Origin of the sequence: Virgibacillus sp. NKC19-3, from assembly GCF_019837165.1 — a bacterium.
Classification (GTDB): domain Bacteria; phylum Bacillota; class Bacilli; order Bacillales; family Amphibacillaceae; genus Virgibacillus_L; species Virgibacillus_L saliphilus.
Genome location: NZ_JAGYHC010000001.1, coordinates 715,690 through 740,763 on the forward strand (window position 1 = coordinate 715,690; position 25,074 = coordinate 740,763).

The 25,074-nt window shown below is 40.5% G+C and carries 27 protein-coding genes and 2 other annotated features; of the genes, 13 read left to right on the forward strand and 14 right to left on the reverse strand.

Features of this window, described 5'->3' with window-relative positions; all coding sequences use genetic code 11:
* Positions 1-58: 58 nt before the first annotated feature.
* A complete protein-coding gene (locus tag KFZ56_RS03660; RefSeq protein ID WP_222640321.1) occupies positions 59-277 on the reverse strand; it encodes a spore coat protein in 219 nt (72 codons plus the stop codon).
* Between the two features lie 416 nt (positions 278-693).
* Between KFZ56_RS03660 and KFZ56_RS03665 the strand changes: the two genes are divergently transcribed.
* On the forward strand, positions 694-891 hold the full coding sequence (locus KFZ56_RS03665) for an SHOCT domain-containing protein (RefSeq protein WP_222640322.1): 198 nt from the start codon (positions 694-696) through the stop codon (positions 889-891).
* Between the two features lie 225 nt (positions 892-1,116).
* Positions 1,117-1,827, forward strand: coding sequence for a class I SAM-dependent methyltransferase (locus tag KFZ56_RS03670; RefSeq protein ID WP_255584817.1), 711 nt, complete (start codon positions 1,117-1,119; stop codon positions 1,825-1,827).
* Positions 1,828-2,026: 199 nt separating this feature from the next.
* Here KFZ56_RS03670 and trpA read toward each other — a convergent pair whose 3' ends face one another.
* Genes trpA through trpE form a run of 8 tightly spaced genes read right to left on the reverse strand, consistent with a single transcriptional unit; the run spans position 2,027 to position 8,404 of the window.
* Entirely contained in the window at positions 2,027-2,800 is a 774-nt protein-coding gene (gene trpA, locus KFZ56_RS03675) for a tryptophan synthase subunit alpha (RefSeq protein ID WP_222640324.1), read from the reverse strand.
* Position 2,801: 1 nt separating this feature from the next.
* The gene (gene trpB, locus KFZ56_RS03680; protein ID WP_222640325.1) at positions 2,802-3,998 is read right to left on the reverse strand and encodes a tryptophan synthase subunit beta; all 1,197 of its coding nucleotides are present in this window, start codon (positions 3,996-3,998) and stop codon (positions 2,802-2,804) included.
* Positions 3,976-4,419: a phosphoribosylanthranilate isomerase gene (locus tag KFZ56_RS03685; protein WP_309228247.1), complete on the reverse strand. Its 444-nt coding sequence runs from the start codon at positions 4,417-4,419 to the stop codon at positions 3,976-3,978. The genes trpB and KFZ56_RS03685 overlap by 23 nt, the downstream gene beginning before the upstream one ends.
* A 29-nt stretch (positions 4,420-4,448) precedes the next feature.
* Positions 4,449-4,613 (reverse strand): phosphoribosylanthranilate isomerase, encoded by a 165-nt coding sequence (locus KFZ56_RS19830; protein ID WP_309228248.1) that lies wholly within the window; start codon positions 4,611-4,613, stop codon positions 4,449-4,451.
* Positions 4,614-4,615: 2 nt separating this feature from the next.
* Entirely contained in the window at positions 4,616-5,398 is a 783-nt protein-coding gene (gene trpC, locus KFZ56_RS03690) for an indole-3-glycerol phosphate synthase TrpC (RefSeq protein ID WP_222640326.1), read from the reverse strand.
* A gap of 3 nt (positions 5,399-5,401) precedes the next feature.
* The gene (trpD, locus tag KFZ56_RS03695; protein ID WP_222640327.1) at positions 5,402-6,424 is read right to left on the reverse strand and encodes an anthranilate phosphoribosyltransferase; all 1,023 of its coding nucleotides are present in this window, start codon (positions 6,422-6,424) and stop codon (positions 5,402-5,404) included.
* On the reverse strand, positions 6,421-7,011 hold the full coding sequence (locus KFZ56_RS03700; protein ID WP_222640329.1) for an anthranilate synthase component II: 591 nt from the start codon (positions 7,009-7,011) through the stop codon (positions 6,421-6,423). The genes trpD and KFZ56_RS03700 overlap by 4 nt, the downstream gene beginning before the upstream one ends.
* The gene (gene trpE / locus KFZ56_RS03705; protein WP_222640331.1) at positions 6,992-8,404 is read right to left on the reverse strand and encodes an anthranilate synthase component I; all 1,413 of its coding nucleotides are present in this window, start codon (positions 8,402-8,404) and stop codon (positions 6,992-6,994) included. The genes KFZ56_RS03700 and trpE overlap by 20 nt, the downstream gene beginning before the upstream one ends.
* A gap of 352 nt (positions 8,405-8,756) precedes the next feature.
* Positions 8,757-9,027: a binding site (T-box leader), on the reverse strand.
* A gap of 37 nt (positions 9,028-9,064) precedes the next feature.
* Positions 9,065-9,310: a binding site (T-box leader), on the reverse strand.
* A 153-nt stretch (positions 9,311-9,463) separates the two neighbouring features.
* On the opposite strand from trpE, the gene ddlA reads away from it, so the two are divergent.
* The 5 genes from ddlA (at position 9,464) to KFZ56_RS03730 (ending at position 13,807) form a co-directional block, all read left to right on the forward strand.
* On the forward strand, positions 9,464-10,567 hold the full coding sequence (gene ddlA / locus KFZ56_RS03710; RefSeq protein WP_222640332.1) for a D-alanine--D-alanine ligase: 1,104 nt from the start codon (positions 9,464-9,466) through the stop codon (positions 10,565-10,567).
* 347 nt (positions 10,568-10,914) lie between these two features.
* Complete coding sequence (locus KFZ56_RS03715) at positions 10,915-11,934, forward strand: PTS sugar transporter subunit IIC (RefSeq protein ID WP_222640334.1); 1,020 nt, start codon at positions 10,915-10,917, stop codon at positions 11,932-11,934.
* A gap of 190 nt (positions 11,935-12,124) precedes the next feature.
* Positions 12,125-12,577 (forward strand): DUF2269 family protein, encoded by a 453-nt coding sequence (locus KFZ56_RS03720; RefSeq protein ID WP_222640335.1) that lies wholly within the window; start codon positions 12,125-12,127, stop codon positions 12,575-12,577.
* Between the two features lie 134 nt (positions 12,578-12,711).
* Positions 12,712-13,257, forward strand: a complete 546-nt coding sequence (locus KFZ56_RS03725) for an HD domain-containing protein (protein ID WP_222640336.1) — start codon at positions 12,712-12,714, stop codon at positions 13,255-13,257.
* A 100-nt stretch (positions 13,258-13,357) separates the two neighbouring features.
* On the forward strand, positions 13,358-13,807 hold the full coding sequence (locus KFZ56_RS03730) for an SRPBCC family protein (protein WP_222640338.1): 450 nt from the start codon (positions 13,358-13,360) through the stop codon (positions 13,805-13,807).
* Positions 13,808-14,327: 520 nt separating this feature from the next.
* Here the strand turns inward: KFZ56_RS03730 and KFZ56_RS03735 are convergent.
* A complete protein-coding gene (locus tag KFZ56_RS03735; RefSeq protein WP_222640340.1) occupies positions 14,328-15,347 on the reverse strand; it encodes a D-alanyl-D-alanine carboxypeptidase family protein in 1,020 nt (339 codons plus the stop codon).
* A 129-nt stretch (positions 15,348-15,476) separates the two neighbouring features.
* The gene (pepT, locus tag KFZ56_RS03740; RefSeq protein WP_222640341.1) at positions 15,477-16,706 is read right to left on the reverse strand and encodes a peptidase T; all 1,230 of its coding nucleotides are present in this window, start codon (positions 16,704-16,706) and stop codon (positions 15,477-15,479) included.
* 303 nt (positions 16,707-17,009) lie between these two features.
* Between pepT and KFZ56_RS03745 the strand changes: the two genes are divergently transcribed.
* The 5 genes from KFZ56_RS03745 to abc-f all read left to right on the forward strand — a co-directional run bounded on the left by KFZ56_RS03745 (position 17,010) and on the right by abc-f (position 21,080).
* The gene (locus KFZ56_RS03745) at positions 17,010-17,852 is read left to right on the forward strand and encodes a sulfurtransferase (protein ID WP_222640342.1); all 843 of its coding nucleotides are present in this window, start codon (positions 17,010-17,012) and stop codon (positions 17,850-17,852) included.
* A 3-nt stretch (positions 17,853-17,855) separates the two neighbouring features.
* Positions 17,856-18,419 (forward strand): DNA-3-methyladenine glycosylase I, encoded by a 564-nt coding sequence (locus KFZ56_RS03750; RefSeq protein WP_222640343.1) that lies wholly within the window; start codon positions 17,856-17,858, stop codon positions 18,417-18,419.
* 230 nt (positions 18,420-18,649) lie between these two features.
* Positions 18,650-19,141 carry a hypothetical protein gene (locus tag KFZ56_RS03755; RefSeq protein WP_255584822.1) on the forward strand — a complete coding sequence of 164 codons (492 nt, stop codon included), beginning with the start codon at positions 18,650-18,652 and terminating at the stop codon, positions 19,139-19,141.
* A 69-nt stretch (positions 19,142-19,210) separates the two neighbouring features.
* The gene (locus KFZ56_RS19975) at positions 19,211-19,327 is read left to right on the forward strand and encodes an RAxF-45 family protein (protein WP_375540664.1); all 117 of its coding nucleotides are present in this window, start codon (positions 19,211-19,213) and stop codon (positions 19,325-19,327) included.
* A 118-nt stretch (positions 19,328-19,445) separates the two neighbouring features.
* Positions 19,446-21,080 (forward strand): ribosomal protection-like ABC-F family protein, encoded by a 1,635-nt coding sequence (gene abc-f / locus KFZ56_RS03760; RefSeq protein ID WP_222640344.1) that lies wholly within the window; start codon positions 19,446-19,448, stop codon positions 21,078-21,080.
* Positions 21,081-21,187: 107 nt separating this feature from the next.
* On the opposite strand, the gene KFZ56_RS03765 is transcribed toward abc-f, so the two are convergent.
* From KFZ56_RS03765 to KFZ56_RS03775, 3 genes are all read right to left on the reverse strand, one after another.
* Positions 21,188-21,841 (reverse strand): SDR family oxidoreductase, encoded by a 654-nt coding sequence (locus KFZ56_RS03765; protein ID WP_222640345.1) that lies wholly within the window; start codon positions 21,839-21,841, stop codon positions 21,188-21,190.
* Between the two features lie 146 nt (positions 21,842-21,987).
* Entirely contained in the window at positions 21,988-22,974 is a 987-nt protein-coding gene (locus tag KFZ56_RS03770; protein ID WP_222640346.1) for a diaminopimelate dehydrogenase, read from the reverse strand.
* 286 nt (positions 22,975-23,260) lie between these two features.
* Positions 23,261-23,806, reverse strand: a complete 546-nt coding sequence (locus KFZ56_RS03775) for an HD domain-containing protein (RefSeq protein ID WP_375540665.1) — start codon at positions 23,804-23,806, stop codon at positions 23,261-23,263.
* 166 nt (positions 23,807-23,972) lie between these two features.
* Between KFZ56_RS03775 and fni the strand changes: the two genes are divergently transcribed.
* Entirely contained in the window at positions 23,973-25,028 is a 1,056-nt protein-coding gene (gene fni / locus KFZ56_RS03780; protein WP_222640348.1) for a type 2 isopentenyl-diphosphate Delta-isomerase, read from the forward strand.
* Positions 25,029-25,074 lie beyond the last annotated feature (46 nt).

Below are 25,074 nucleotides of genomic sequence, written 5' to 3' on the forward strand. Positions count from 1 at the left end.
TGTTTTTTTAGAAAAATAAAGAAAACACCTATTAATAGGTGTTTTCCTTAATAGACTATCATTCACTTGACTTATTCGTATTTTTCTCCCCTTTATTGAATTGTTCAACCTGTTTTTGCAAATCTTCAACCATCTTCCTTAGCGCCTGTTTCTGTTCATCTGGTATATTTCTTTTCACTTCTTCCGGTTGAACGCCATTCTTCCTTAATATATCTTGGATCATTAGTTGAATTACCTGATCGGGGACTGCTTGCTGTTTAGAAGAATCATCGGCCATATGCATTTCACCTGCCTCATTTTTCATATATTTGTAGATAAGGAAGCATAAAACCCTTTATATCTACATAAGTGTGGGCTTTGGTTATCACTGTAAGTAATAGCGATAAGCCAGGCTTTTTCACTGCCGAGGAAATTATAAAAATATTTGCTTGGGCATAACCTGGTTTCCAAAAGCAGCCACATCCGGCTACAGCGCCTTTGTTCTATTTTATGGCATTTCGCTTATTTTGCCTGTGTTGTTGTCTACGTCCGGTTAATCTGATGAGTAGAAAAACATATAGCAATAGGGAATTGTATTCCACCTTCTATTGAGCGATCATATTTCCGTTAACGTATACGAAAAAACTTTCATTAAAAAGAAATATGCTTAAAAATGTATTGAAATGGTAATTGTATGATATAGAGGTGATAAAAATGGCAACAGAATATGTTATCCGTATCATTTTGTCGATTATCATTCTAATCGTTATCATGATTATCCTTCACCGTTTCAGGGTGAATAAAGGCCAAACGCCTCCAAGTGATTCACTTGAAATAATGGAGAAACGATTGGAAAAAGGAGAAATAACACAAAAGGAATATGATAAAGCGAAAAGAAGGCGGGGGAAATAATGTTGTAAAGACAGGAACTATTTTCCGTCATTTCCCGGGAAATATTGATGGGATTCTACAATTATTTTATATAAAACGGGGGTGTAGGCACTGGTTTTCGTCAAACGCGCATGGAAATATTCATGTGTTTAGTGCTTTACACCTTTTCGTTGCCACAGTGAACAATTTCCACCTACTTTCATATTGATAATGTAGTTATTTTTAGAATAGAGAGTAGGGTTGATTTTGGACTATTCTTATCTTAACAGTCTGGCACAGTTTGGAGTTGGTGGTGCACATCCCGGTGGACTTAAGCTTACGAGATATATCTTGTCAAAGGAAACATTAGATGCAACGATGTCCGTGCTCGATGTTGGTTGTGGGACTGGTCAAACGGCTGCATATATTGCCAAGCAGTACCAATGTCATGTTATAGCTTTAGATTCCAGCGAAATTATGTTGGAAAAGGCCAAACAAAGGTTTTCATCCTTAAATATACCTGTTGAAGTGAAGCAGGGGGATGCAGAATATCTTCCTTTCGAGACATCGGTATTTGATATCATCCTTTGTGAATCGGTGGCATTATTTACGGATATTCCATTAACTATATCGGAATATAAAAGAGTATTAAAGCCAAATGGTGTATTGCTTGCAATCGAAATGGTACTTGAAAAGGAATGCTCTGAAGAAAAAATAAAACCAATACGTCAATTTTACGGAGTTGATCGGATACTAACGGAATCAGAGTGGTATACTCATTTTAAAAGTGTCGGTTTCAGCCATATAACGACAAGCAAATACAACGGATTGTTTGATGGCAATGATCTGCAGAATGCTCCTGATTTTTCCCTTTCTGAACATATAGATGACGCACATGTTGAAGTTCTTGAGAAACATGCGCAATTGGTGAAAGCGTATAGGGATATATTGGGGTTTCGTATATTTAGATGTAGGTAGGTTTTATGAAGAGGCGTCATTGGTCACTTGACAAATATTGTATCGCCAAGTGACTTGCATCTACAGATGTTTATCGCAGTTCTCTAGTTCAAGAATAGAAGGACTTCGAAGTGGAAGAACAAAACAGCCAGTAACGCTCCTAATGTTCAACGAGTATGTCGCGGGGGATACAAAGGCCCTAAGACATACTCGTTTCATTTTATAAACTATCATGGATTAGCTTTTTAACTTCATCCGTTTTCCCATCATGTAATAAACGAACAATTTGACTCCCGACAATAACACCATCACCATAAGAGCTTAATTTCTGAGCTTGTTCTGTGTTGGAAACGCCAAACCCGGCCAGCACTGGAACAGAACTAGTCCTTTTAAGCATCTGCAGATAATCTTTGACCGCTTTATCATGTGTCGCACGTGCTCCGGTGGTCCCAGTCACAGAAACAGCATATAGGAACCCTTCTGATCGGTTTGCCAGTTCGGTTAACCGTTCTTGCGGACTTGTCATTGCAGCAAGCCGGATAAAAGCGATTGCGTTATTCTGTAAGACTTCTGCTAAAAGTGCTTCCTCTTCCATTGGTAAATCCGGGATGATAACACCATCAACGCCGGATTCTTTACAGTCAGCAGCAAATTTTTCCCGCCCATATGTAAATATCGGATTTACATAGGTCATTAAAATAATAGGGACGGACCGCTTTTCTTTAAAGTCTTTTAACATTTTCAATATAGAAGGGAGCGTGGTGCCATTTTCCAATGCACGAATTCCTGCTTCTTGAATGGTCGGGCCGTCTGCAACCGGATCGGAAAATGGAATACCGAGTTCAATGGCTGCCGCCCCACATTCCTGCAAAAAGGTAATCCGTTCTTCTAGAATGTTCAGTCCACCATCTCCAGCCATGATGTAAGGGACAAATATATTTTCATTGCCTGCTTGTTTTTCCTGTAAAGATTGATCTATTTTTGATTTCCCCATCTTATTTTTCCTCCAGTCTATCTTTTACTTGTTCAACATCCTTATCACCACGGCCGGAGAGGCAAATGACTAATGTTTGATCCTTTTGCATTTCTGCAGCGAGCTTCATGGCATAGGATACAGCGTGCGCACTTTCCAGTGCAGGGATAATACCTTCTGTTTTCGATAAATATTGAAAAGCATCCAGTGCTTCTTCATCCGTGATGGAGACGTATTGAACGCGCTCTGTTTGATGCAAATGGCTATGTTCAGGACCAACACCCGGATAATCAAGGCCTGCTGAGATGGAGAAGGCTTCTTTAATTTGTCCATCCCCGTCCTGTAGTAGATTGCTTAATGCACCATGCAAAACACCGGCGTTTCCATTTGATAATGTCGCAGCATGATTACCGGTTTCAAGACCTTCACCGCCAGCTTCCACACCAAACAATTCTACATTCTGATCCTCAATAAAGGGATAAAACATCCCCATTGCATTACTGCCGCCACCGACACAAGCAATCACTGCATCAGGTAGCTTTTTCGTAGCCTCAAGCGCTTGCTTTTTCGTTTCCTCCCCGATCACAGATTGAAAGTCGCGAACGATTTTCGGAAAAGGGTGAGGGCCAACAACCGAGCCGATAATATAATGGGTGTCATTCACATGACTTACCCAGTAACGCAATGCTTCATTGACCGCATCTTTTAATGTTCCACTTCCCTGGGAGACACTTCGAACTTCCGCACCTAGTAGCTCCATTCGAAAGACATTCAGTTTTTGACGGTGAATATCTTCTTCGCCCATAAACACAACACATTCAAGCCCCAAAAGTGCGCATACGGTTGCGGTTGCAACACCATGCTGACCTGCGCCTGTTTCAGCGACGGCTTTTTTCTTTCCCATTCGCTTGGTTAAAAGAGCTTGCCCGATTGTATTGTTAATTTTATGTGCGCCCGTATGGTTCAGGTCTTCCCGTTTTAAATAGATTTGTGGACCGCCGAGTTTTTCGGATAGCTTTTTTGCATAATAAAGCGGAGTTTCTCTGCCTACATACTGTTTCAAGTAATAGTCAAGCTCACTTATAAAATTAGGATCATTTTTTGCTTCCTCATATGCTTTTTCCAGTTCAATTACTGCCGGCATTAAAAGCTCCGGAACAAATCGTCCACCAAAATCCCCATATTTTCCATGTGCATCAGGCATTGTGTATGTTGTCAATTGACTCATCCTTTCGCGTGTCTTTTGCATATTTAATAAATTGTTTTATTTTTTCCATGTCCTTTTCCCCATTCGTTTCAACGCCGCTTGATACATCAATACCGGCGGGATTAACGCATTGGATAGCTTGTTGAATATTGTCCGGTGTGAGCCCACCGGCTAAAATAATTTTATCCCGATGGAAGGGGAGATGGTGCATTATATTCCAGTCAAATATAGTACCGTTTCCACCACGATTTTTCCCGAAAGGACTATCGATGAGATAATAGTCACAAGGAAATGTGGAGATCTGAGTAAAATGGTCAGGTTCAGCCGGAAATGCTTTAATAACTTTACATGGAAGTTCCTTAGCAATTGCAGCTGATTCGTCCCCGTGAAGTTGAATAACGTCTAATCCTACTATTTTTGCTATTTTCTTCATGTTATCCACTGTTTCATTTACAAAGACGCCTACCTTCTGAATAGAAGGGGGAGCTTTTTAGCAATTGCAGCAGCATTTTCGGCAGTAATTTGCCGTTTACTTGGAGCAAAAACAAAACCAATAAAGTCCGCTCCCGCATCTGCTGCAGTGAGGGCTGCATCACTAGTTTTTATCCCACAAATTTTAATCAACATATCTATCTCACTCCTTCTTGAGTAGATATTTGTAATTCCTGAAAGGTTTCCGTTACATTACTGGAGAGCATTAATGTTTCTCCAACCAGAATGGCATTTGCACCAGCTTCCTTGACACGTATGACATCTTCTCTTTTTTTTATACCACTTTCACTGACAAGGATGGTATTCGGATTTGTCACCATAGATGCTAAATGATTCGTCGTCATTAAATCAACGTCGAATGTTTTTAAATCACGATTGTTTATGCCGATAATTTCTGGATCGAGCTTAAGTGCTCGTTCCATTTCTTCTTCATTATGCACTTCGCAAAGCACCTCTAAATCTAAATTGTCCGCATAGCGGTAAAGATTTTTCAAATCTTCATCTGATAAAGCAGCAACAATTAATAAAATGATGCCGGCACCAGCTGCCTTAGCCTGGTCAATTTGAATCGGGTCGATGATGAAGTCCTTACATAATATCGGTAAATCGACCGCTTCCCGAATCGCACGTAGGTCATCCATGGAGCCATGAAAAAAGGTTTTATCCGTCAATATAGAAATTGCTGCTGCACCGGAAGCTTCGTATTTTTTTGCTTGCTCGACCGGGTTGACCTCCATATCAATCTCCCCTTTAGAAGGGGAAGAACGTTTTATTTCCGAGATCACGTTCATCATGTCTGATGTTGTTACTTTTTCTTTGAACGTTGTTATCGCCTGCTTCGGTAATTGATCAAACGTTTGATCAGCAAGCATGGCTACTTCCTTTTCTTTTTCTACTAAAATTTTATCTAACATAGTCATTTACTACACCTCGCTCGGAATTTTCCTACTATATTCAATTAAATGTTGCAAGCTTTCCATTGCAGCACCTGAGTCGATGCTTTCTTTTGCCCGGGCAATTCCGGTTTTGATCGTCTCTGCACTGCCATTGGCATACAGTGCCAAACCTGCATTGAAAAGAACTGTGTCATAATAAGCTCCTTTTACTCCACGTAATACATTTCGTAAAATAGTTGCATTTTCTTTCGCATCGCCACCACGGATTTGATTATTTGGATACAGTGGTAAACCAACTTCTTCTGGGTTTAGTGTGAAGGTTGTAATCTCACCCTGATCAAGAAGGGCGAGTTTGTTTTCTCCTGCAAGGGAGGCCTCATCCATTGATCCTGCCCCATTCACAACAACGGCACGTCGTCGGCCTAATTTATGCAAACTTTTAGCTAGCATCTGCACCATATCCGGGTGATAAACACCAAGTAACTGAGAATCCAGGAACACGGGATTTGTTAATGGTCCGATCGCATTAAAAATGGTTGGCAGTCCGAGCTCCCTGCGAACCTTTGAAAAAGGCTTCAATGCTTCGTGAACATGTGGGGCAAATAAAAAAGTGATCTTATTTTCCTGCAGCATTTCTTCCACATGATTATTTGCAAAAGTTAGGGATACACCTAAATGTTCCAACACATCGGCGCTGCCGGTTTTGCTCGAGATACTGCGATTGCCATGTTTTGCTACTGGAATACCAGCGCCTGCGATGACAAATGCAGATGTTGTACTGATATTAAAACTATAGGATTTATCCCCGCCAGTGCCGCAATTATCCATCGCATTTGGTATATGAGCCGTGCTAAACGAAGACTTGGAGCGAATAACATCCACAATTCCAGCAACCTCATCCGCTGTTTCGCCTTTCATTTTTAGCGCGGTTAAAAAAGAAGCAATTTCCGAATCAGTGACGGTGTCGGTGAAACAATAATGGCTCACGTCCTTCATTTCCTCTATCGATAGGTCTTCTTGATTGATGAGTTTTTCAAGATAATGTTTCATTTTACTCCGCTCTCCTTTCTGATTGCATATAAAAAGTTTCGAATTAGCTGTTTCCCAGCGATCGTGCCAATGGATTCCGGATGAAATTGCACACCGTATACTGGGTATTTATAATGCTGAATTGCCATAATCTCATCGTCCTCAAGCGATGTTGCAGTAACTTCCAAATCCTCAGGAAGCGTTTTTCGATCAACGACAAAGGAATGGTAGCGCATGACCTCTAATGGTTGAGGGAGGTTATGGAAGAGTCCGGATGCCTTATGCGTAATTAGTGATGTTTTTCCATGTTTAATTTCTTTCGCTTTTGTTACACTTCCGCCTAAGCTTTGAGCAATAATTTGCTCCCCTAAACAAATTCCAAGAATCGGAATTTGTTTATAAAGTGCGTTGACCATAGTGAGACAAATTCCAGTCTGATTCGGTAACCCCGGTCCAGGGGAAATGACGATTGCTTCCGGCTGAAGCCCTTCGATTTCTGATAATGTGATTTGATCGTTTCGAACGACATGAACCTCTTTCTTTTCCTCTGAAAAATACTGGTAAATGTTATAGGTGAATGAATCGTAGTTATCCATTAATAAGATCAAGATGATTCACCTCCATGAGTGATTTTGCTTTTTGTAATGTCTCTGCTAATTCATTTTCAGGTATCGAGTCATGAACAATGCCGGCACCAGTCTGTAAATAGGCTATATGTTCTTTAATGACAAGGGAGCGAATAGCTAGGGATATATTGATATCATGATTAAAGTTGATATAACCAATCCCGCCAGCGTAAGCACCGCGTTTCTCCGCTTCTAGGTCGTTAATAATCTGCATCGCCCGTATTTTCGGTGCACCGGAAACGGTTCCTGCCGGTAAGCAAGCAATTAGGGCGTCCATACCAGTGAAATTAGCTTTTAATCTCCCGTGTACTTCTGAGACGATATGCATGACATGTTGATATTTTTCTACTTTCATATAGGTGGGAATCTCAATACTGCCAATTTCGCATACCCGACCCAGATCATTTCTGCTTAAGTCCACCAGCATTCGGTGCTCCGCAATTTCCTTCTCATCTGCAAGAAGTTCTTTCACTAGTGCCTCGTCTTTGGCAACCGTTTCGCCTCGGGCTCGGGTTCCGGCAATCGGATTGGCTATGACTTCATTCCCCGTCGTTTGAATAAGACTCTCCGGTGAAGCTCCCAATACGAGATAATCTTCAAAGTCAATATAAAACATATAGGGGGAGGGATTAGCTTTTCTTAGTTTTCGGTAAAACGAAAAGGGATTCCCGTCAAAAGAGGCCTTCATCCGATGTGATAAAACAATTTGAAAAATATCACCTGCATGAATGTGCTTTTTAGCTATCTCCACTTTTTCCTTAAATTGTTCTTCCGGAATCTCGGGTTGAAACTGTACATTGCTGAGATCATCTTCCGTTTCATCCGTATATGCAATCAACGTAGCTTGTAGGGTATGCAATCGATTATCGAGTTCAGTTACCGGTGCTTGATCAGGATTCATGGCAATCAAATAGACGACTTCCTTCGTGTGATCAAATACAATGACATTTTTATAAACCATTAAATGGATATCAGGCATATGCCGTTCATCTGGTAAGACCTCTCCGATATTCTCAAATTGTCTGATTGTGTCATAGCCAATATATCCAATTGCTCCGCCATAAAAAGGGAGGGGGAGGTCTATATCGATTTTCGGTAATTGTTCCTGGATATACGATAACGCATGTTGATGTATGGTCTCTGTTGTCCCTTTTTCATGTTTGATATCTGTTGTCATGTCTTCTTGACCGATGATTTCCCGGTAGGGGTCTGACCCAATAAAGGAAAACTTCCCCTTTTTCTCATGCTGAAAGGAACTCTCCAATAAAAACTTCTTCTTTCCGGATAACTGTTTGAAAATACTTATTGGGGTTAATGTATCGGCATTTTGCTTAATTAATTTATAGGGAACTGTTTTTGAATGAGTAACTTTCATCAATATCATCCTTTCTTTTGTAAAATAAATGGACGTTTTCTAAACGCTTTTTCCTTTTGACGTAAAAGCCTATAACTGCGACGTAATTATTGTGTTTGCAATGACCGCCGTGTATTCCTGTAGCGGTATACAAGCACACAACCAGCATTAGAACAAGAAACTTCACCTGATAAAGAATTTTCACTACGTCGCAGTTCCTATCAACTGTGAAGATTTCATCGTTGAAAAGAATAACAAAGGCGCTGGAGCCGGATGTGGCTACTTTTGGAAATCAAGTTATGCCCAAGCAAATAATTTTATAATTTCCTAGGAAGTAAAAAAGTCCTCTATAAACCCATTAGGTAATGGGTTTATAGAGGACGATTGTGACCGCGGTGCCACCTCTGTTGAAAAGACATGCTTTTCATCTTAATCGGATACGGGACTTGCCATTTTGACGGGTGCGTCTTGATAAAGTCCGATATCCTATCCGTATAACGGCGGAACTCCGTGTTTCCTTACGTCAAAAGTTCAGGAAACCTCTCATAAGTCCATTCGGCATCATTCGCGTACTGGAATCCCACCTGCACCAGCTCTCTGTAACACATAAATAGATGCTTACTACTCTTATTCAACGATTTACTTATATATTTTTTTAGAATACAAAAAAGCCCCCATCCCAAAAAGGACGAGGGACCGTGGTACCACCTTTATTAGCTGAAGAACAGCTCACTCTTACAATATGAAGCAAATTTGCTTCATATTTGTCTCGTATAACGATGAGACTGGATCGCCAAAGCCTACTACAATAACGGTTCGGTTTGGAAGCTCCAAAGCCCATTCATCTATCTAAATCACACTGATTTGCACCACCCACCAGCTCTCTATAGTGTTTACATAGACTACTATCTTCTTCAACGCCGTCGTTCGTTTAAGTTATTAACATACATGATAGGGGAGACCGGATAAAAAGTCAAGGGGATTTGCGAAAAAAAATGTACTATGTTTGTGAATTTTACTTCTACATACAGGCTGATTTATGCTATTTTAAATATATAGCGTTTTAGGAAGGATGTCAGTATGAAAAAGACAAAAGTTGGAATTATATTTGGCGGAAAATCAGCTGAACATGAAGTTTCGCTGCAGTCTGCTAAAAATATTGTAGAAGCAATTGACAGTGATAAATATGAAATTGTATTAATTGGAATTGATAAAGATGGAAAATGGCATTTGAACGATCAATCCTCTTATTTGTTGCATGCTGAAAATCCGAAGCTGATTCAGTTAAATAAGTCGAACGATACGATCGCACTTGTCCCGGGTGAATCAACGGATCAATTAATCCATGCCAGTGATGCACTGAGCTTGGATCAACTAGACGTCGTATTTCCAATCGTCCACGGAACATTAGGGGAAGATGGAAGTCTACAGGGAATGCTTCGTCTGGCTAATATTCCTTTTGTAGGATCAAATGTCTTAGGTTCATCCATCAGTATGGATAAAGACATCGCGAAACGATTGTTAAAAGAAGCGGGTATTCATGTAGCAAAAGGCTTTGCATATACGAGGTCGAAGCGAAATCTTATAAACTATGAGGAAGCGGTAGCGCAACTAGGAACACCAATGTTTATCAAACCCGCAAATCAAGGCTCATCTGTCGGTGTTAGCAAGGTATCCACAAGAGAGGAGTTTGAAGCAGGAATAGAGTCTGCTTTTCATTATGACCACAAAGTTATTGTTGAAGAGAGTCTTGTTGGACGTGAAATTGAATGCTCTGTTTTAGGAAATGCTGATCCAAAAGCTTCGTTATTAGGAGAAATACTTCCTCAAACAGAATTCTATTCATATGAGTCTAAATATATTGATGAAAAGGGTGCTGACTTAGCAATCCCAGCAGATGTATCAGATGAAGTAACAAAGCGGATGCAAAAAGTTGCTGTCCATGCATTTGAAACCCTTCAATGTGAAGGCATGGCCCGGGTTGATTTTTTCTTGACCGATGATGGTGAGATCTACGTAAATGAAGTAAATACACTACCTGGTTTTACGAAAATCAGCATGTATCCAAAATTATGGGAAATAAGCGGTATCCCATACTCGGATTTAATCAGTGAATTAATCGAACTTGCTATCGAACGTCAGCGAAATGATAGTAAGCTAAAGAGCACGGTTTGGGATGATTAAAAACAGTATCGAATGTGAGCGTGGGTCACATTCGATACTGTTTTTTTAATCTTTATAATGGGTGAATGTATCGCTGGATTTCATTTTCACGAATGCTGAATCAAGTGCTGCGAATGCCGAACCAAACGGCACGAAACCTGAACCAATAGCATCGAATGCCGAACTGAACGATTCTAATGCTGAATCAAGCGACACTACCCTTATAATTAACCGCGCATATCTTAAAATAAAATAAAGAAAATTTCATAAAATACTTGAAATGCGAAGAAATTAACGTAATAATAAATACGAAATCAGTTCGATAATAGCAAATATGTGAATTAATTCACAATATGGGGGAGAAAAGTATGCGAGATTTTTTACAAAGAAAAGGGGTTACACTTTCGATTAGAGAATATTTGATCACTGCCTTAAGCTATATGGCTTTGGGGCTATTTTCATCACTTATTATTGGACTTATTATTAAAACAATCGGTGAGCAGGTAACATTTTTAGCCTTTTTTGTTGAAATGGGAACGTTTGCCATGGATCCTAAAATTATGGGTGGAGCCATTGGGGTTGCGATAGCGTATGGACTAAAAGCACCGCCCTTGGTATTGTTTTCAGTGTTATTTGCAGGGGCATTTGGATCGGAATTAGGTGGGCCTGCCGGTAGCTATATCACTGCCTTATTTGCAACGGAAATAGGAAAGTTAGTGTATAAGGAAACACGTATAGACATTATCGTTACCCCTTTTGTAACGATATTCATAGGTTTTACAGTAGGGAAGTTTATTGGCCCGCCGATAGATTCGTTTATGGTTGGCTTTGGTGAGATCATTAACTGGTCGACCACGCAGCAGCCATTTATCATGGGAATTCTAGTAGCTGTCCTTATGGGCTGGGCGTTAACAGCACCAATATCCGCGTTGGCTATCTCTATGATGCTATCCTTAGATGGACTTGCCGCCGGTGCAGCTACGATTGGATGTGCTGCTCAAATGATAGGATTTGCTGTGTCGAGTTATCGGGATAATGGATTTGGGGGATTGTTAGCGCAAGGAATAGGAACATCGATGTTACAGGTTGCAAATATATTAAAAAAACCGATCATTATCCTACCTCCAACCATTGCTGGAGCGGCTTTGGCACCGATTGCTACGGTATGGTTTGGTTTAACAAATAATGCATCAGGAGCAGGAATGGGAACGAGTGGCCTGGTAGGTCAGATTATGACCTTTGAATCCATGGGTGTTTCCATGCATATTTTTTGGAGTGTTTTACTTTTGCATGTTATTGCTCCGGCTATTATTAGTTTGGCGATTTCTGAATGGTTTCGGATAAAAGGATGGATTAAAGCGGGAGACATGAAGATAAGGTATGAATAAAACATTGTTATAAGCATTTAGCGTTGATGCTCTTGCCTGAGAGGGATTCGACTATGTGATATAAATATATGTAATGCATGTCGTGTCACGAATTTGTTACAATTAAGTTAGGGAATGTGTGGTATATCACGTCCTCCGATATATATAGGTCTTAGGATTAAATGGGAAAGGTTTTAGGAGGATGATGTCCATGACATTTTACGAGCTACTTTTATTTGTTCATATTTTCTCCGCGATTTTAGGTATGGGGCCTGGGTTTGTCATGACTAATATTGCAACAAGAGCGACAAACATGACTGAATTAAAACATGCGTATAGCATTCGAAGTCGATTGCATACCTTTGTTATGGTTGGCGGCACGCTGTTACTTATCACTGGTTTATGGATGGGATTTATACATCCCTATTTATTTACGACAGGGTGGTTCGTGGTAAGTCTGATATTGTATTTAATTGCCCTAGCGTTCGGCCCGTTCGTTTTATCTCCCAGGTCTAAGCCCATTAAAGTATTGTTGAAAACACATAAGGGGGAAGATATTCCAGAAGAATATGATGCACTAGCAAAGAAATTATTCCTTTATGAGCGGATCGAGAACGGCCTGTTTGTAATTATCATTGCGTTGATGATATGGAAACCTTTTTAAAAAAATTAGCACATCCGCATGGGTTGGACGTGTTGTTGGTGTTTGAAAAAACGAGTAAAAGGAAAAAGCCTTGCAAAGGGATATAGAAAATGATATAGTCATTAAAATTAATTTTAGAAAGGAGCGGAAAATGCATGAGACATGTAACCTTGGAACAAATATTTACACATCCTATAACGCAGAAATATTTGGGGCGGTCTGGTGTGGCACACGCTATTGCAGTAGCTGAATATGCGTATATATTTGCCAAACGATTTGATATAAATACGGATGATGCCACAAAAGCTGCATTGCTACATGATGTCGGCCATTACACATGGTATCGTGATGGAGAGTGGGATTATGACCTGTATAAAGAGAATGATATTCATGCGATCAAGGGTGCAAGTCGAGCGCATAAGCTACTGATTCGGATTGGGGAAGATCGCCATAAGGCAAAGGAAATTGCGGTTGCGATTTTACTGCATACCGACTCGTATTTACCAGAAGGCGAGCTCAAATTAAAGCCACTGCAACAAATTGTCGCACTTGCTGATGAAGCGGATGAGGAAAATGGTGGAAATCATCATTATAAAGTAATCGACGACCAAGTGGCATTAGAACGCATTCGTGCGTTGGATATACAAATAGAACAGGAAGAGACCCCCTCAAATGGCAAACAATCGAGAAAAGTTGTATAAGCCATTTCCTTCTCGCTTAACCCTCTTTTCATTTTTCCTCGAAAATTGTTATTCCTTTAGATAGGTGAACATGATAGAAACATATGGGGTGGGTATACAGATGAAAACATGGTCGCATGATACAGAAATAAATGCTCCAATTGAACGAATCTGGACATTATTTACCGGATCGGTGGAAGATATGCAAAAGGTTTTGCCTGGTTTAATGGAAAACGAGCCCATTACCGAAATAAAAAAGGGCAAAGGCAGCGTCCACAGGCAAAAATACCAAGGGAATAAAGGTGTACAGGAATATGATGTGGAAACATTAGCATATGTGGACAACCCTGAATATAAACAGGTAAAAGAAACCTTTTCCCTAGCGAATACGTTTGAAATCACCACAGAATACGAGCTAAAACAAATCGATGACCATACAACCTATTTCTCCTATACGACCACCAATAAGCCCCTAAGCTGGATGTTGAAACTGTTGATGATATTTGTAAGCAATAAAGTCGTCGTTCAATTTGTTGACCGCGTCAAACGCGTTGCGGAATCCGAGGGGTAAATTTACATTGGTAAAGATTGTTTTCTAAAGGATTATTGCTTTTGTCACAGAAGATAAAAACTGCGACGTAAGTGGTTGTTGATTTCCGCTACGAAACGTTGCGCGCTTTAGGGCACGGATTCACCCTCTTCGCGGAAGACCATCGCTGCTCAGGACTGGACACGTTGTTCTGAGCAGGAGTCGACGGTTTTTCGCTCTAGATACCTGTTGCTTCTTTTAAAAACACATCATCAGTGAAGCCCCCGCGGGAGGAAAAGTCTAGGTAAGACTCCGTAGTGCGCTAGCAATCTTTTTGGCAAGGAAGGATGCTCTCTCGAAATTACTTGCAACACGATGAGCACAAGGGAGCTTACCAGCTGCCCTATAGGGTACGCGAAATATATTTCCGTAGCACAATTCCTGCTCCCAGCCAGTGTTTGCAAAACTGTCACTACGCCGCAGTTTCCATCAACGGGAAGATTTAAAAGTAACCATACATACGAAAGGCGTATTGTTTAGCCAGCTTAGGAGCAGGTTTTTATTACTCCTCATCCAAGTACGCTTCCAGCGTGATTTCTTGGGACATGATTTCCTGGGCTGGCTTTTCACCAACATATCGCAGGTGCCATGGCTCATATTGATACTCCGTAATCTCTTCTTGTCCTTCGAGGTATCGAATAATAAATCCATAGTCAGCTGCATGTTCCGCTACCCATTTTCCCTCATCGGTCTCACCGAATTCAGTAGTTAGCTCATTGTTTATACTAGGGGTTGTAACATCCATGGTTAAACCTGTCTGATGCTCACTTTGCCCAGGTTGAGCGCTAAATTGGTTTGCGGCTTCTTCTCCGTGCTCATTAGCATTTGATGCAAAAATAGCCTCTTGTCGCTCGTAGGAACGGTACCCGGATTGTGCAACTAAATCAAGTCCAGCTTCATCCGCTGCTTGGAATAAATCTTCCAAAGCATCGGAAGCTACTTCTCGCATTTGCTTTTTTGGTAAATCCTCCGTAAATGGAAACGGGATGTCCGGCACTACCAGATCATCTGGATCGTAATCGGATGGCAGGGTGTTCTGCTTGTTTACTAATGCTAATTGATCATATGGGTTAGCGACTACGTTTGCTTCTTCATCTGATGTGCTAGCTTCTACTTCTTGCGGGAGCCCTGCGCCTACATCGATTTCATCTCCTGCGGCAAGCACATCTTCCAACGCTTTTTTCGTTTCTTCATTATACGCACCAATTGCCTGTAAATTTTCCTGTTGTAATTGAAAATCGGTCACTGCCCAGGTCGTAGCCTCATCAAAATTCCCATTTAGCTTTAAGGAATAGCCAATCTCATTTAAACCTTCCTGCAATGTTTGCACCGCTTCTCCTTGATCCATTTTGTTTAGCTCTTCCTCAGGAAGTTCGTTGATTCCTTCTTCGGTTTCAGATTCAGAAGACTGCTGAGCTTCATTACTAGCGTCATTACCATTCGTGTTTTCGCTATTACAAGCTGTGATGAAAAATAATAGACTTAACATTACAATGGATAATACTGTGCGCTTTTTAAACATACTGATTCTCTCCCCGTGCATTTCTTTTCTAAACAGGTTTTATTTTCTCATAGAACAGATGCAATGAGCAATATAAATTTTTCGCAAAAAAGAAGGGACATTCATGAAGTTGACTCTGGTCTTTCTTTTTTACCTCGATTCAAATAGTTTACAGATCTCCACGATGACATTTGTTGCTTTTTCCATATTATCAACAGAAATATATTCATATTTGCCGTGGAAATTCTCTCCTCCTGTAAAGATATTTGGTGTAGGCAATCCCTTATACGAAAGTTGTGAACCATCAGTTCCGCCGCGGACAGGTTTTACTAGTGGTTGAACATCAAGGTTTTCCATTGCTTGATGGGCGATATTCACGATTTCCTTCACAGGTTCGATTTTCTCACGCATGTTGTAGTATTGATCAGTCATTTGCAACTCGACATTTGCTTCCCCGCACATCTCTTTCATTTCGTTGACGAATTTTTCAAATATAGCTTTTCGTGCGGCAAAGTTTTCTTTATCAAAATCACGAATAATATAAGTCACTTGTGTATTTTCCACATCACCATTTATAGAGATCAGGTGGTAAAATCCTTCGTATTTCTCTGTATGTTCGGGCGCCTCCTTCTCTGGAAACTTCCCGATAAATGCAGCGGCCATTTTCCCAGCGTTGATCATTTTATGTTTCGCTGTACCAGGGTGAACACTGTTTCCTTTGAAAGTCACCTTGGCAGCGGCTGCGTTGAAGCTTTCATATTGCAATTCTCCTAGTGGACCGCCGTCAATGGTATAGGCATAGGCTGCATCGAAGCGATTGACATCAAATTTATGCGGCCCGCGACCGATTTCTTCATCCGGGGTAAAAGCAACACGGATCCGGCCATGTTTGATTTGGGGATGTTGGATGAGATAATCCATTGCGGTCATGATTTCGGTGATGCCTGCTTTGTCGTCAGCTCCAAGAAGTGTTGTGCCATCGGTAGTGATCAGGGTATTTCCCTTATAGCTGGGAAGTTCCGGGAATTCCTTTGCTGACAAAACAACTTGTAAATCTTCATGAAGCGTAATATCCGTTCCATCAAAATTTTCAACGACTTGTGGATTAACATTTTTACCGGTGAAGTCTGTTGCCGTGTCTACATGTGCCATAAATCCGATCGTTGGTACTTCCTTTTGGGTGTTGGAAGGCAGTGTTGCCATCACATATCCGTTTTCATCAACGGACACGTCCTCCATACCGATTTCCTTTAATTCATCTACCAATTTATTTGCCAAATCAAACTGGCCAGGAGTCGAAGGGGTATCCTGATTAGTGTCATCTGATTGCGTGTCTATTTTTGCATATGTTGTAAAGCGCTTGATAATTTCTTCCTTCATTATCTGGTCATCTCCTTATGTTTATTTCTTTTATAGTACCATAATATGTATAGATCATAAGGGATAAATACTTTTTGTGGGTTATGTGCTTGGAGAATCCCTATTGGATGACACGGAAGAGGTAGCTTATGTCTGATAAAAGAATGGAAAGATGGGGCTGTTACAAATGCCTTTCATCAGTTAAAATTAAAAGTAATTACAAAAAACAGAGCAGGCATAAAATGAAACGAAAAAGCTGGTTTCAACATAAAAGGTGCAAAAGGGTTTTGTTGTACGTATTACAAGAATACTGGAGGGATACCATTGACTTATCTAATAAGTGTGAATCGACTGAAGAAGCGACTGGAAAATAATCAAAGGAACACAGTGATTGTGGATGTCCGTTTTCAACTGGATGATCCGGATGCCGGAAGGAAAATGTATTTAGAAAATCATCTCCCCGGTGCGGTCTATATGGATTTGAACAAAGATCTAGCTGACAGAGCCCAAAAGCACGGTGGAAAGCATCCATTGCCGGACATGGATATGTTTACAGCCAAAATAGGCAAGATCGGTATTGACCATCAAACTTCAGTGGTTATTTACGATCAAGAAAATGACATGTTTGCGGCAAGGTTGTGGTGGCTGCTACATTATTTAGGACATGAAAAAGCATATGTTTTAGATGGCGGTTATGCACGCTGGGTAGCGGAAGGGAATGACGTTACAGACGAAATTCCAATATTGGAAGAAAAAGATTTCCACCCAGCAGTTCGTGAAAATCAGATCGCAGACATAGAAGAAGTAAAAGAGAAATTGGAGGAAAACGCAGCTGTTTTAATCGATTCACGTGCAAAAGATAGATACCTAGGTAAAACCGAACCCTTATATGTGAAAGCCGGACACATCCCGGGAGCCAGAAATTTCTTTTGGAAGGATGTCTTAACAGAGAAAGGCTCTTGGAAAAAGAAGGAGGAACTGCAAACCCATTTTGAATCGTTACCAAAAGATAAAGAGATTATTGTTTCCTGTGGATCGGGTATTTCGGCATGCCCGAATGTACTTGCATTAAAAGCAGCAGGATACACCAATGTTAAACTTTATCCCGGTAGTTTCAGTGATTGGATTTCCTATGAAGAGAATGAAGTTGCAATGGGGGAAGCGTAGAATATGGATAAAAGACGCTGCAAATGGGTTACAGCAGATCAGCTTTATATCGATTATCATGATTACGAATGGGGAAGACCAACCCATGATGACCGGAAATTGTTTGAAATGTTGTGCTTGGAAGGTGCTCAAGCCGGTTTGAGTTGGATTACTATTCTGAAACGCCGTGAGAATTACCGCAAGGCATTTGATGGTTTTGATCCTAAGGTCATTAGCACATACGGGGAAGATAACATAGCAGAGCTTTTGCAAGATGAAGGTATTATTAGGAATAAGCTAAAAGTTCGCTCGGTTGTTACAAATGCGCAAGCCTTTTTAAGCGTGGTAGAAGAATTTGGAAGTTTTGATGCGTATATTTGGCAATTTGTAGAGGGAGAACCGATTATCAATGAGTGGCAGTCCCATGAAAAAGTGCCTGCTACAACGAAAGAATCGGAGCAAATGAGCAAGGATTTGAAAAAGCGTGGATTTAAATTTGTAGGACCTACCATTTGTTACGCATTCATGCAAGCAACCGGGATGGTGAATGATCATACAAAGGAATGTTTTCTATACGCTGGTAAATAGCAGCACTGGAGTTTAGAACAAAAGGAATCCAGAAAAAGAGGTTGGAACAAAACAAAAGTGTTTAACTAAAAAAACACATATTTCCAAAGCGGAATACATTCGGAATTTATTTGTTAAAAATACTTTTGTCCCAGCCTATTTTTCTCTTTCAAATAATTTTATAATGCTTGAACTCCTCAGGTATACCCTTTAAAATGGCAAATTGTGTGTGCTGTTGAAGGAGGGTTATTTTGAATCAACCAGAGGTCGTGGAAAAAGATGAAGTCAAACAAGAACAAGATAGCTTGGAATTTCAACTTTTCCGTATGCAGGAAAATATGAAGAAAATAGCAAAGAAGAATGAAATAATTAGTATTGACCAAACAAACAAAGGCCAATGGGTTATTATCTATTCGCATAAATGGAAGAATAAATTTCAAATAATGCTTCATGACTGCTCCAGTCCTTATCGGGGAAAATGGGACGGGGCTATTGAAGCGACATATAAGGATCAACATACACTCCATATTGCTGACATAAAAGGGGAAAAGAATAAAGGGTATGGGTCCGTTTTAATGAAATATATAAAAGAAATTGCAGAGGAAGCAAATGTACAATCGATTACTGGTGATATCGCCAAGCGGGATTTTGATCATATGGAACGATTAAAGCATTTTTATTGGAAGCATGATTTTGATATGAAAATTGATTATGAGGAGCAGTTTGGCGAGATTGTTTGGTGAAAGTTCTTCTATTGACACGATGCATTATTTTCCATAAACTAAAGGTAACTTAAATTGGAGGTGGGTTAGATGAATCATGCTGATAGTTGTATAACAACATTCATAGAATATCTGTGGATTCGTTATGCAATTTTTTCCGGAAATTTTGTCCAAGGGATACGTATGTCCCTTTTTAATACAAAATAGGAAAAAATTACCAGCAAGAGACATCTGCCTGCCAACGGTATCGTTTCAAACGTCAGGGGATCTCTCTGACGTTTTTTCGTGTGGCGAAAGTTGTCTCTTCTAAACGGAGGAAGAGAAAATGATTGTTTGCAGTATACAAAATGTGACACAAACGCTTGGGGCAAATACGATATTTAGTAATATGGCTTGTGAGATAAAGCAAGGTGAACGAATTGGATTAATTGGTCGAAATGGAGAAGGGAAAACAACATTATTACATGTAATTGCAAAGCAAGTAGCGCCTGTTTCAGGAAATATTACGTGGAAAAAGGGTTTGTCTGTTGGGCTCTTGCAACAAAATCCAGATATTGATCAGCGGAAAAACGTGCAGACATTGCTTTTTGATGTGTTTTCTAACTTAAATCGCTTGCGTGATGAGATGATTGATTTGGAACGAAAGATGTCTGAAGAAACAACTCCTGATCAATTGGATCGTCACATGGGAAAGTACGGAGAATTACAAGAAAAATTCCAGCAAGATGGCGGCTATGAAATAGATGCACAAGTAAGACGAATAATGAGTGGCCTACAGATAGAAGATTTAGCTGAAAAAGAATGGAAGCAGCTAAGTGGCGGGGAAAGGACAAAGGTTGGTTTAGCCATGCTACTGCTAAAGGCGCCGGACCTCTTATTACTTGATGAACCAACGAACCATTTGGACTTTCTGGCAATCGAATGGTTGACTGAATTTATCAAACACTATCATGGGACAATCCTGATGGTTTCCCATGACCGCTACTTTTTAGATGAAACAGTGACATCCATACTAGAGATGGACCAAGGTGAGTTAATTCGATATGATACAAATTACACTAATTATGTAAAAGAGCGGGAAGAACGTTTACTTCAGGAATTTCAGCAATATCAAGATCAGCAAAAGAAAATGAAAAAGATGAGGGAAACCATTAAACGGCTGAAGGAGTGGGCAAATCAGGCAAATCCGCCTAATGATGGTCTGCATCGTCGTGCGAAAAGTATGGAAAAGGCGCTTGCTCGAATGGATGTCATGAAAAGACCTATGCTTGAGCAGAAAAAGATCAATCTTGATTTTCAGATGAATAAACGGAGTGGAAAAGACGTCTTAACGATGGAAAATGTGAGCAAACAATATGGGCAAAAAATATTGTTTCATCATGTGCATATGCATGTGCGCTTTCAAGAGCGAATTGCTATTATTGGGGAGAATGGAACCGGGAAAACCACGTTATTAAACATGATATTGCAGGCAGAGATGCCGGATAAGGGTACGATTCAGCAGGGAAGTAATCTCTCGATTGGATTTTTGTCACAACATATGCTGGAGATGGAAAGTGAACGAACTGTTTTAGCTGAATTTCGTGAACATGTTCAGGTTGCAGAGGGTGAAGCCAGAGGAATTTTAGCAAAATTCCTCTTTTACGGCAACACTGTGTTCCAAAAGGTACAATGGTTAAGTGGAGGGGAGAAAATGCGCCTTCGGTTGGCTGAGCTTGTTCATCAAAATCATAATTTATTGATCTTGGATGAGCCGACAAATCATCTGGATATTGCGTCTAAAGAAGTTCTGGAGGAAGCATTAGAGCAATTTGACGGCACTATCATTGCTGTTTCCCATGATCGCTACTTCTTGGATCGGCTTTTTCCTGTGACGTATTTATTGTCAGAAGGAAAGCTGATGCGATATGAAGGAAACTACACGTATGCTCGAAAGAAATGGAAGCAAATGAATGCGTAAAGGTGGACCACTTCTCGTTAGAGGAGTGGTTATTTTTTGATAACGGGTATACATAAACGAAATGCAACCCCCAATTAAAAAAAGGGAGTTGCATGTATAACTCGTATTTAGCTCAATGCATTTAACGCTTCTTTAATCGATTTCGTTCCAGACACTACCTGAAACTCTTTTCCAATTGTTGTATCGTTTTCCAAGCTGGAGGCGATGACACTCGCGATATCCTCTCTAGGAACTTCACCTCTTTCAACATTGGATCCTAACTCGACTTGACCGGTACCCTCATCGTTTGTTAATAGACCGGGATGGATAATGGTATAATCCAGATTGGAGTTTCTCAACCATTCATCCGCATAGTGTTTAGCTGCAACATAAGGGGCGAAAGATGAAGAGGCCGTCTGTATAGCTTCACGTCTGGTGTCAAACGAACTAATCATAATAAACCGTTTTACATTCGCGTTTTTAGCTGCTTCTATGGTTTTAACTGCGCCATCCAAATCCACCATCATCGTTTTATCTTTTCCAGTGTGTCCGCCTGAACCGGCTGTGAATACGACCGCGTCAACGCCTTTTGCAGCATTGGTAATAGCATCGACGTCTTGTTCCAAATCTACGATACTAAGTTCCGCACCAAGATCTTTGAAAAAGGAAGCCTGCTCTTCATTACGGATCATCGCTTTCGCTTGCAGGTTATCATTTTTCTGAATCAGTTTAACCAGATGTTTTCCTATTTGACCATTGGCTCCTACAACAAGAATTTCCATTTTGAACATCCTTTCTGTTTTATCATCTATATTCCCATTTTCACGTATTTTCCATTGTACAACAACTATCTTGCTTATTATTCTGGTTTTTCTGTAACTGAACCATAAAAGACCCCCTTCATACAATGTACAAAAGGGGGATATTTTTATAAGTACTCGCTGCGCAATTCTTCCGCTGATTTTGGAGAGATGTATCCAGGAGCTACATCGTAAACGGTTTTCGCGCCTTTTTGCCCTTCTTGATTTAGCCGGTACGCTGCACGTGCATAGGCGGTGAGAACGCTTGAGGTGAATTCGGGATTACTATCCAATTTTAAATTATATTCGACGATTTGGTTACTTCCTTCACCGGTTTTACCACTGCGAATGACAAACCCACCGTGTGGCATGGAGGAATGATTCCGCGCTAGTTCATCTTCTGTGATAAAGTGAACGGTCGTTTCATAATCAGCAAAGTAATTGGGCATTGTTACAATTTCTTGTTCAATCTTGGCTGTATCTGCATCTTCTTCGGCTACAATATAGCAGGTGCGCACATGACGATCAACCTTGGATACAGCTGGATTTTCCCCATTTCTAACTTGGTCCATTACTTTATCAGACGGGATGGTGTACTGAACGCCCTTTTTAACACCTTCAACTCTGCGGACAGCATCAGAATGGCCTTGACTCAAGCCTTTCCCCCAAAATGTATACGTCTCTCCTTCAGGTAGAAGGGCCTCTGACATGACGCGATTCATGGAAAACATACCAGGATCCCAACCAACGGAGATAATGCTTGTTTTCCCACTATTTTGTGCTACTTTGTCAACAGATGCAAAGAATTCAGGGATTTTAGCATGTGTATCATAACTATCTACGGTATTAAACATTTCCGCAAAAGCGGGGACCTGTTCAGGCAGATCTGTTGCAGAACCACCACATAGGAGCATGACATCGATTTTATCGGTGTAGTTTTTCGCTTCATCGATGTGTAGCACATCTATATCCGAATGAAGATTATCTATACTATCCGGGTTTCTTCTTGTAAAAATAGCAACAAGTTCCATATCCGGTTGTTGCCCGATCGAAGCTTCTGTGCCTCTTCCTAAATTACCGTACCCCACAATACCAACTCTAATTTTATTCTCCATATATTCCCCTCCATTAGCTCATGTTAATTTACGTTTCTCTTATACTATCGTTTTTTATTTTTATGTGCAATGTGTAAGAGATGAGAATGGTAGAAAATTAGCATGCATGTTATTAAAAAGGAGCAGTAATGGGAATTACTTTTAATGTCTAAACGGGATATCCTATCGAACGCGCGTCAAAATCGAGCATCACATCAAATCGATTGAGAGTGCGTTAAAACCGATCAACAGGCTGCCTCAAAATACGAGGAGGAACCGGCCAAATCCGCTATCTACAGCCGCAGCATCAGCCTGCTCCAAAAACCCGCTCCACAGCCTCTTCAAATTCTCCAAAATAGTCCGGCGCATCATTAGGATCTAATCCAACATACATATTTGTAGCAATCGATTGATTATACCATTTCTGTTTTTCAAATCCTGCACTAAATTTATCCCATGCTGCATCACCTTGCAGTTTCAAGTCTCTTTCCATTTCAAGAAGGTTATCCAATTTGTCAGCAACGATCAGGTATTTTATTTCTTTTTGAGCATATGTAATGGTATCGATCGTATGTTGTTTGCGCTCCTGCCACGATTTGGATTTATCCTCAGTGTGGGCGGCAACAAGCTTTGCAACCCGCTCCCCAAACTCGCACTTGATATCTTTCATTTCATAAGGTGTATCTTCAACCACGTCATGTAAATATCCTGCGCAAACAACCTCGTCTGTAAACCCATTCTCCTCAAGCCTTTCAGCAACCCGAATGGGATGGCTAATGTAAGGGGCATCTGAACTTTTCCGTTTTTGACCAGCGTGCGCTTTTTCTGCAAAAGTCTTAGCATATTGTTTCAAAACACTCATCTCCCTACTGTCACGTCGTTTATCCCAGCTATATCATTTTTCTGAAAAATAAACAAGTATTTAAAAAAACAGATGGAGGCTTTCCCATTACATTTGCCAGAAATATTGGTATGATAAAAGATATAGGACTATAAATAAAAATGGGGGTCGCTTTTAAATGGAAGAGGGTATAAATAAACGAAAGACAGAGCATATTCGGCTTTGTTTGACAGAAAATGTAGAGGGCATCAACAAATCAACAGGGTTGGAAGGTATAAATTTTATACATAACGCCTTGCCTGAGATTAATTTTGAAGATATTCAAATAGATACCCATTTTTTAAAAAAGAGAATAAATGCACCGTTTCTTGTCAGTTCGATGACTGGTGGATCAGAGCTTGCAACTAAAATTAATCAAAATTTGGCAACAGCTGCTCAGGAAAAGGGCTGGGCGGTTGCACTTGGTTCAACAAGAGCTTTGCTTGAAAGTGATGCACATAAGGAGTCTTTCTTAATACGTAAACAAGCATCAACTGTACCCATAATTGCGAATTTAGGAGCGGTACAATTAAATTATGGTTATGGCGCCGAAGAGGCTATGCGTATTGTTGATATGACGGGAGCAGACTCAATTGTGCTCCATTTCAACCCGCTGCAGGAAGCAGTGCAGGATGGAGGAGACTTAAATTTTGAAAATCTGCTACCAAAAATTGAAAAAGTCACCAATGCATTGAACGTTCCGGTTGCAGCAAAAGAGGTTGGATTTGGAATTGATGGTACGGTGGCCAAAAGGTTATATGATGCTGGAATCTCCTATATTGATGTTGCTGGGGCGGGTGGAACGTCCTGGAGTCAGGTGGAAAAGCTCCGTTCTGAGAATCCATTGAAGAAAGCAGCTGCAGAAGCTTTTAATAATTGGGGAATTCCAACGAAAGATTGTATTGTTTCTGTTCGTAGCGAATTACCTGATGTTCCACTTGTAGCAAGTGGTGGAATGAAGTCTGGTGTTGATGCAGCAAAAGCGATAACTATTGGTGCGGACGTTATTGGTTTCGCCCGACAACTGCTACAAGCTGCAACGGAATCAGCAGAAACAGTCGCCCAGACCATGGAGCAAATCGAACTTGAATTGAAGATGACAATGTTTGGTATCGGCGCGCGAACATTGGATGAATTAAAGAATACGAAGCGCGTAGATATTATGGGGAGATCGCTGTTGAATGAAAATAGCTAAGGGAACTTTCCCTTAGCTATGGCTTGGATATTCGCTCTCCCGAATT

Coding starts and splice junctions, on each gene's coding strand:
- KFZ56_RS03660 (WP_222640321.1), bottom strand. CDS start 277: ATGGCCGATGATTCTTCTAAACAGCAAGCAGTCCCCGATCAGGTAATT.
- KFZ56_RS03665 (WP_222640322.1), top strand. CDS start 694: ATGGCAACAGAATATGTTATCCGTATCATTTTGTCGATTATCATTCTA.
- trpA (WP_222640324.1), bottom strand. CDS start 2,800: ATGGGGAAATCAAAAATAGATCAATCTTTACAGGAAAAACAAGCAGGC.
- KFZ56_RS03685 (WP_309228247.1), bottom strand. CDS start 4,419: ATGAAGAAAATAGCAAAAATAGTAGGATTAGACGTTATTCAACTTCAC.
- KFZ56_RS19830 (WP_309228248.1), bottom strand. CDS start 4,613: ATGTTGATTAAAATTTGTGGGATAAAAACTAGTGATGCAGCCCTCACT.
- trpC (WP_222640326.1), bottom strand. CDS start 5,398: ATGACTATGTTAGATAAAATTTTAGTAGAAAAAGAAAAGGAAGTAGCC.
- trpD (WP_222640327.1), bottom strand. CDS start 6,424: ATGAAACATTATCTTGAAAAACTCATCAATCAAGAAGACCTATCGATA.
- trpE (WP_222640331.1), bottom strand. CDS start 8,404: ATGAAAGTTACTCATTCAAAAACAGTTCCCTATAAATTAATTAAGCAA.
- ddlA (WP_222640332.1), top strand. CDS start 9,464: ATGAAAAAGACAAAAGTTGGAATTATATTTGGCGGAAAATCAGCTGAA.
- KFZ56_RS03715 (WP_222640334.1), top strand. CDS start 10,915: ATGCGAGATTTTTTACAAAGAAAAGGGGTTACACTTTCGATTAGAGAA.
- KFZ56_RS03720 (WP_222640335.1), top strand. CDS start 12,125: ATGACATTTTACGAGCTACTTTTATTTGTTCATATTTTCTCCGCGATT.
- KFZ56_RS03725 (WP_222640336.1), top strand. CDS start 12,712: ATGAGACATGTAACCTTGGAACAAATATTTACACATCCTATAACGCAG.
- KFZ56_RS03730 (WP_222640338.1), top strand. CDS start 13,358: ATGAAAACATGGTCGCATGATACAGAAATAAATGCTCCAATTGAACGA.
- KFZ56_RS03735 (WP_222640340.1), bottom strand. CDS start 15,347: ATGTTTAAAAAGCGCACAGTATTATCCATTGTAATGTTAAGTCTATTA.
- pepT (WP_222640341.1), bottom strand. CDS start 16,706: ATGAAGGAAGAAATTATCAAGCGCTTTACAACATATGCAAAAATAGAC.
- KFZ56_RS03750 (WP_222640343.1), top strand. CDS start 17,856: ATGGATAAAAGACGCTGCAAATGGGTTACAGCAGATCAGCTTTATATC.
- KFZ56_RS19975 (WP_375540664.1), top strand. CDS start 19,211: ATGAATCATGCTGATAGTTGTATAACAACATTCATAGAATATCTGTGG.
- abc-f (WP_222640344.1), top strand. CDS start 19,446: ATGATTGTTTGCAGTATACAAAATGTGACACAAACGCTTGGGGCAAAT.
- KFZ56_RS03765 (WP_222640345.1), bottom strand. CDS start 21,841: ATGGAAATTCTTGTTGTAGGAGCCAATGGTCAAATAGGAAAACATCTG.
- KFZ56_RS03770 (WP_222640346.1), bottom strand. CDS start 22,974: ATGGAGAATAAAATTAGAGTTGGTATTGTGGGGTACGGTAATTTAGGA.
- fni (WP_222640348.1), top strand. CDS start 23,973: ATGGAAGAGGGTATAAATAAACGAAAGACAGAGCATATTCGGCTTTGT.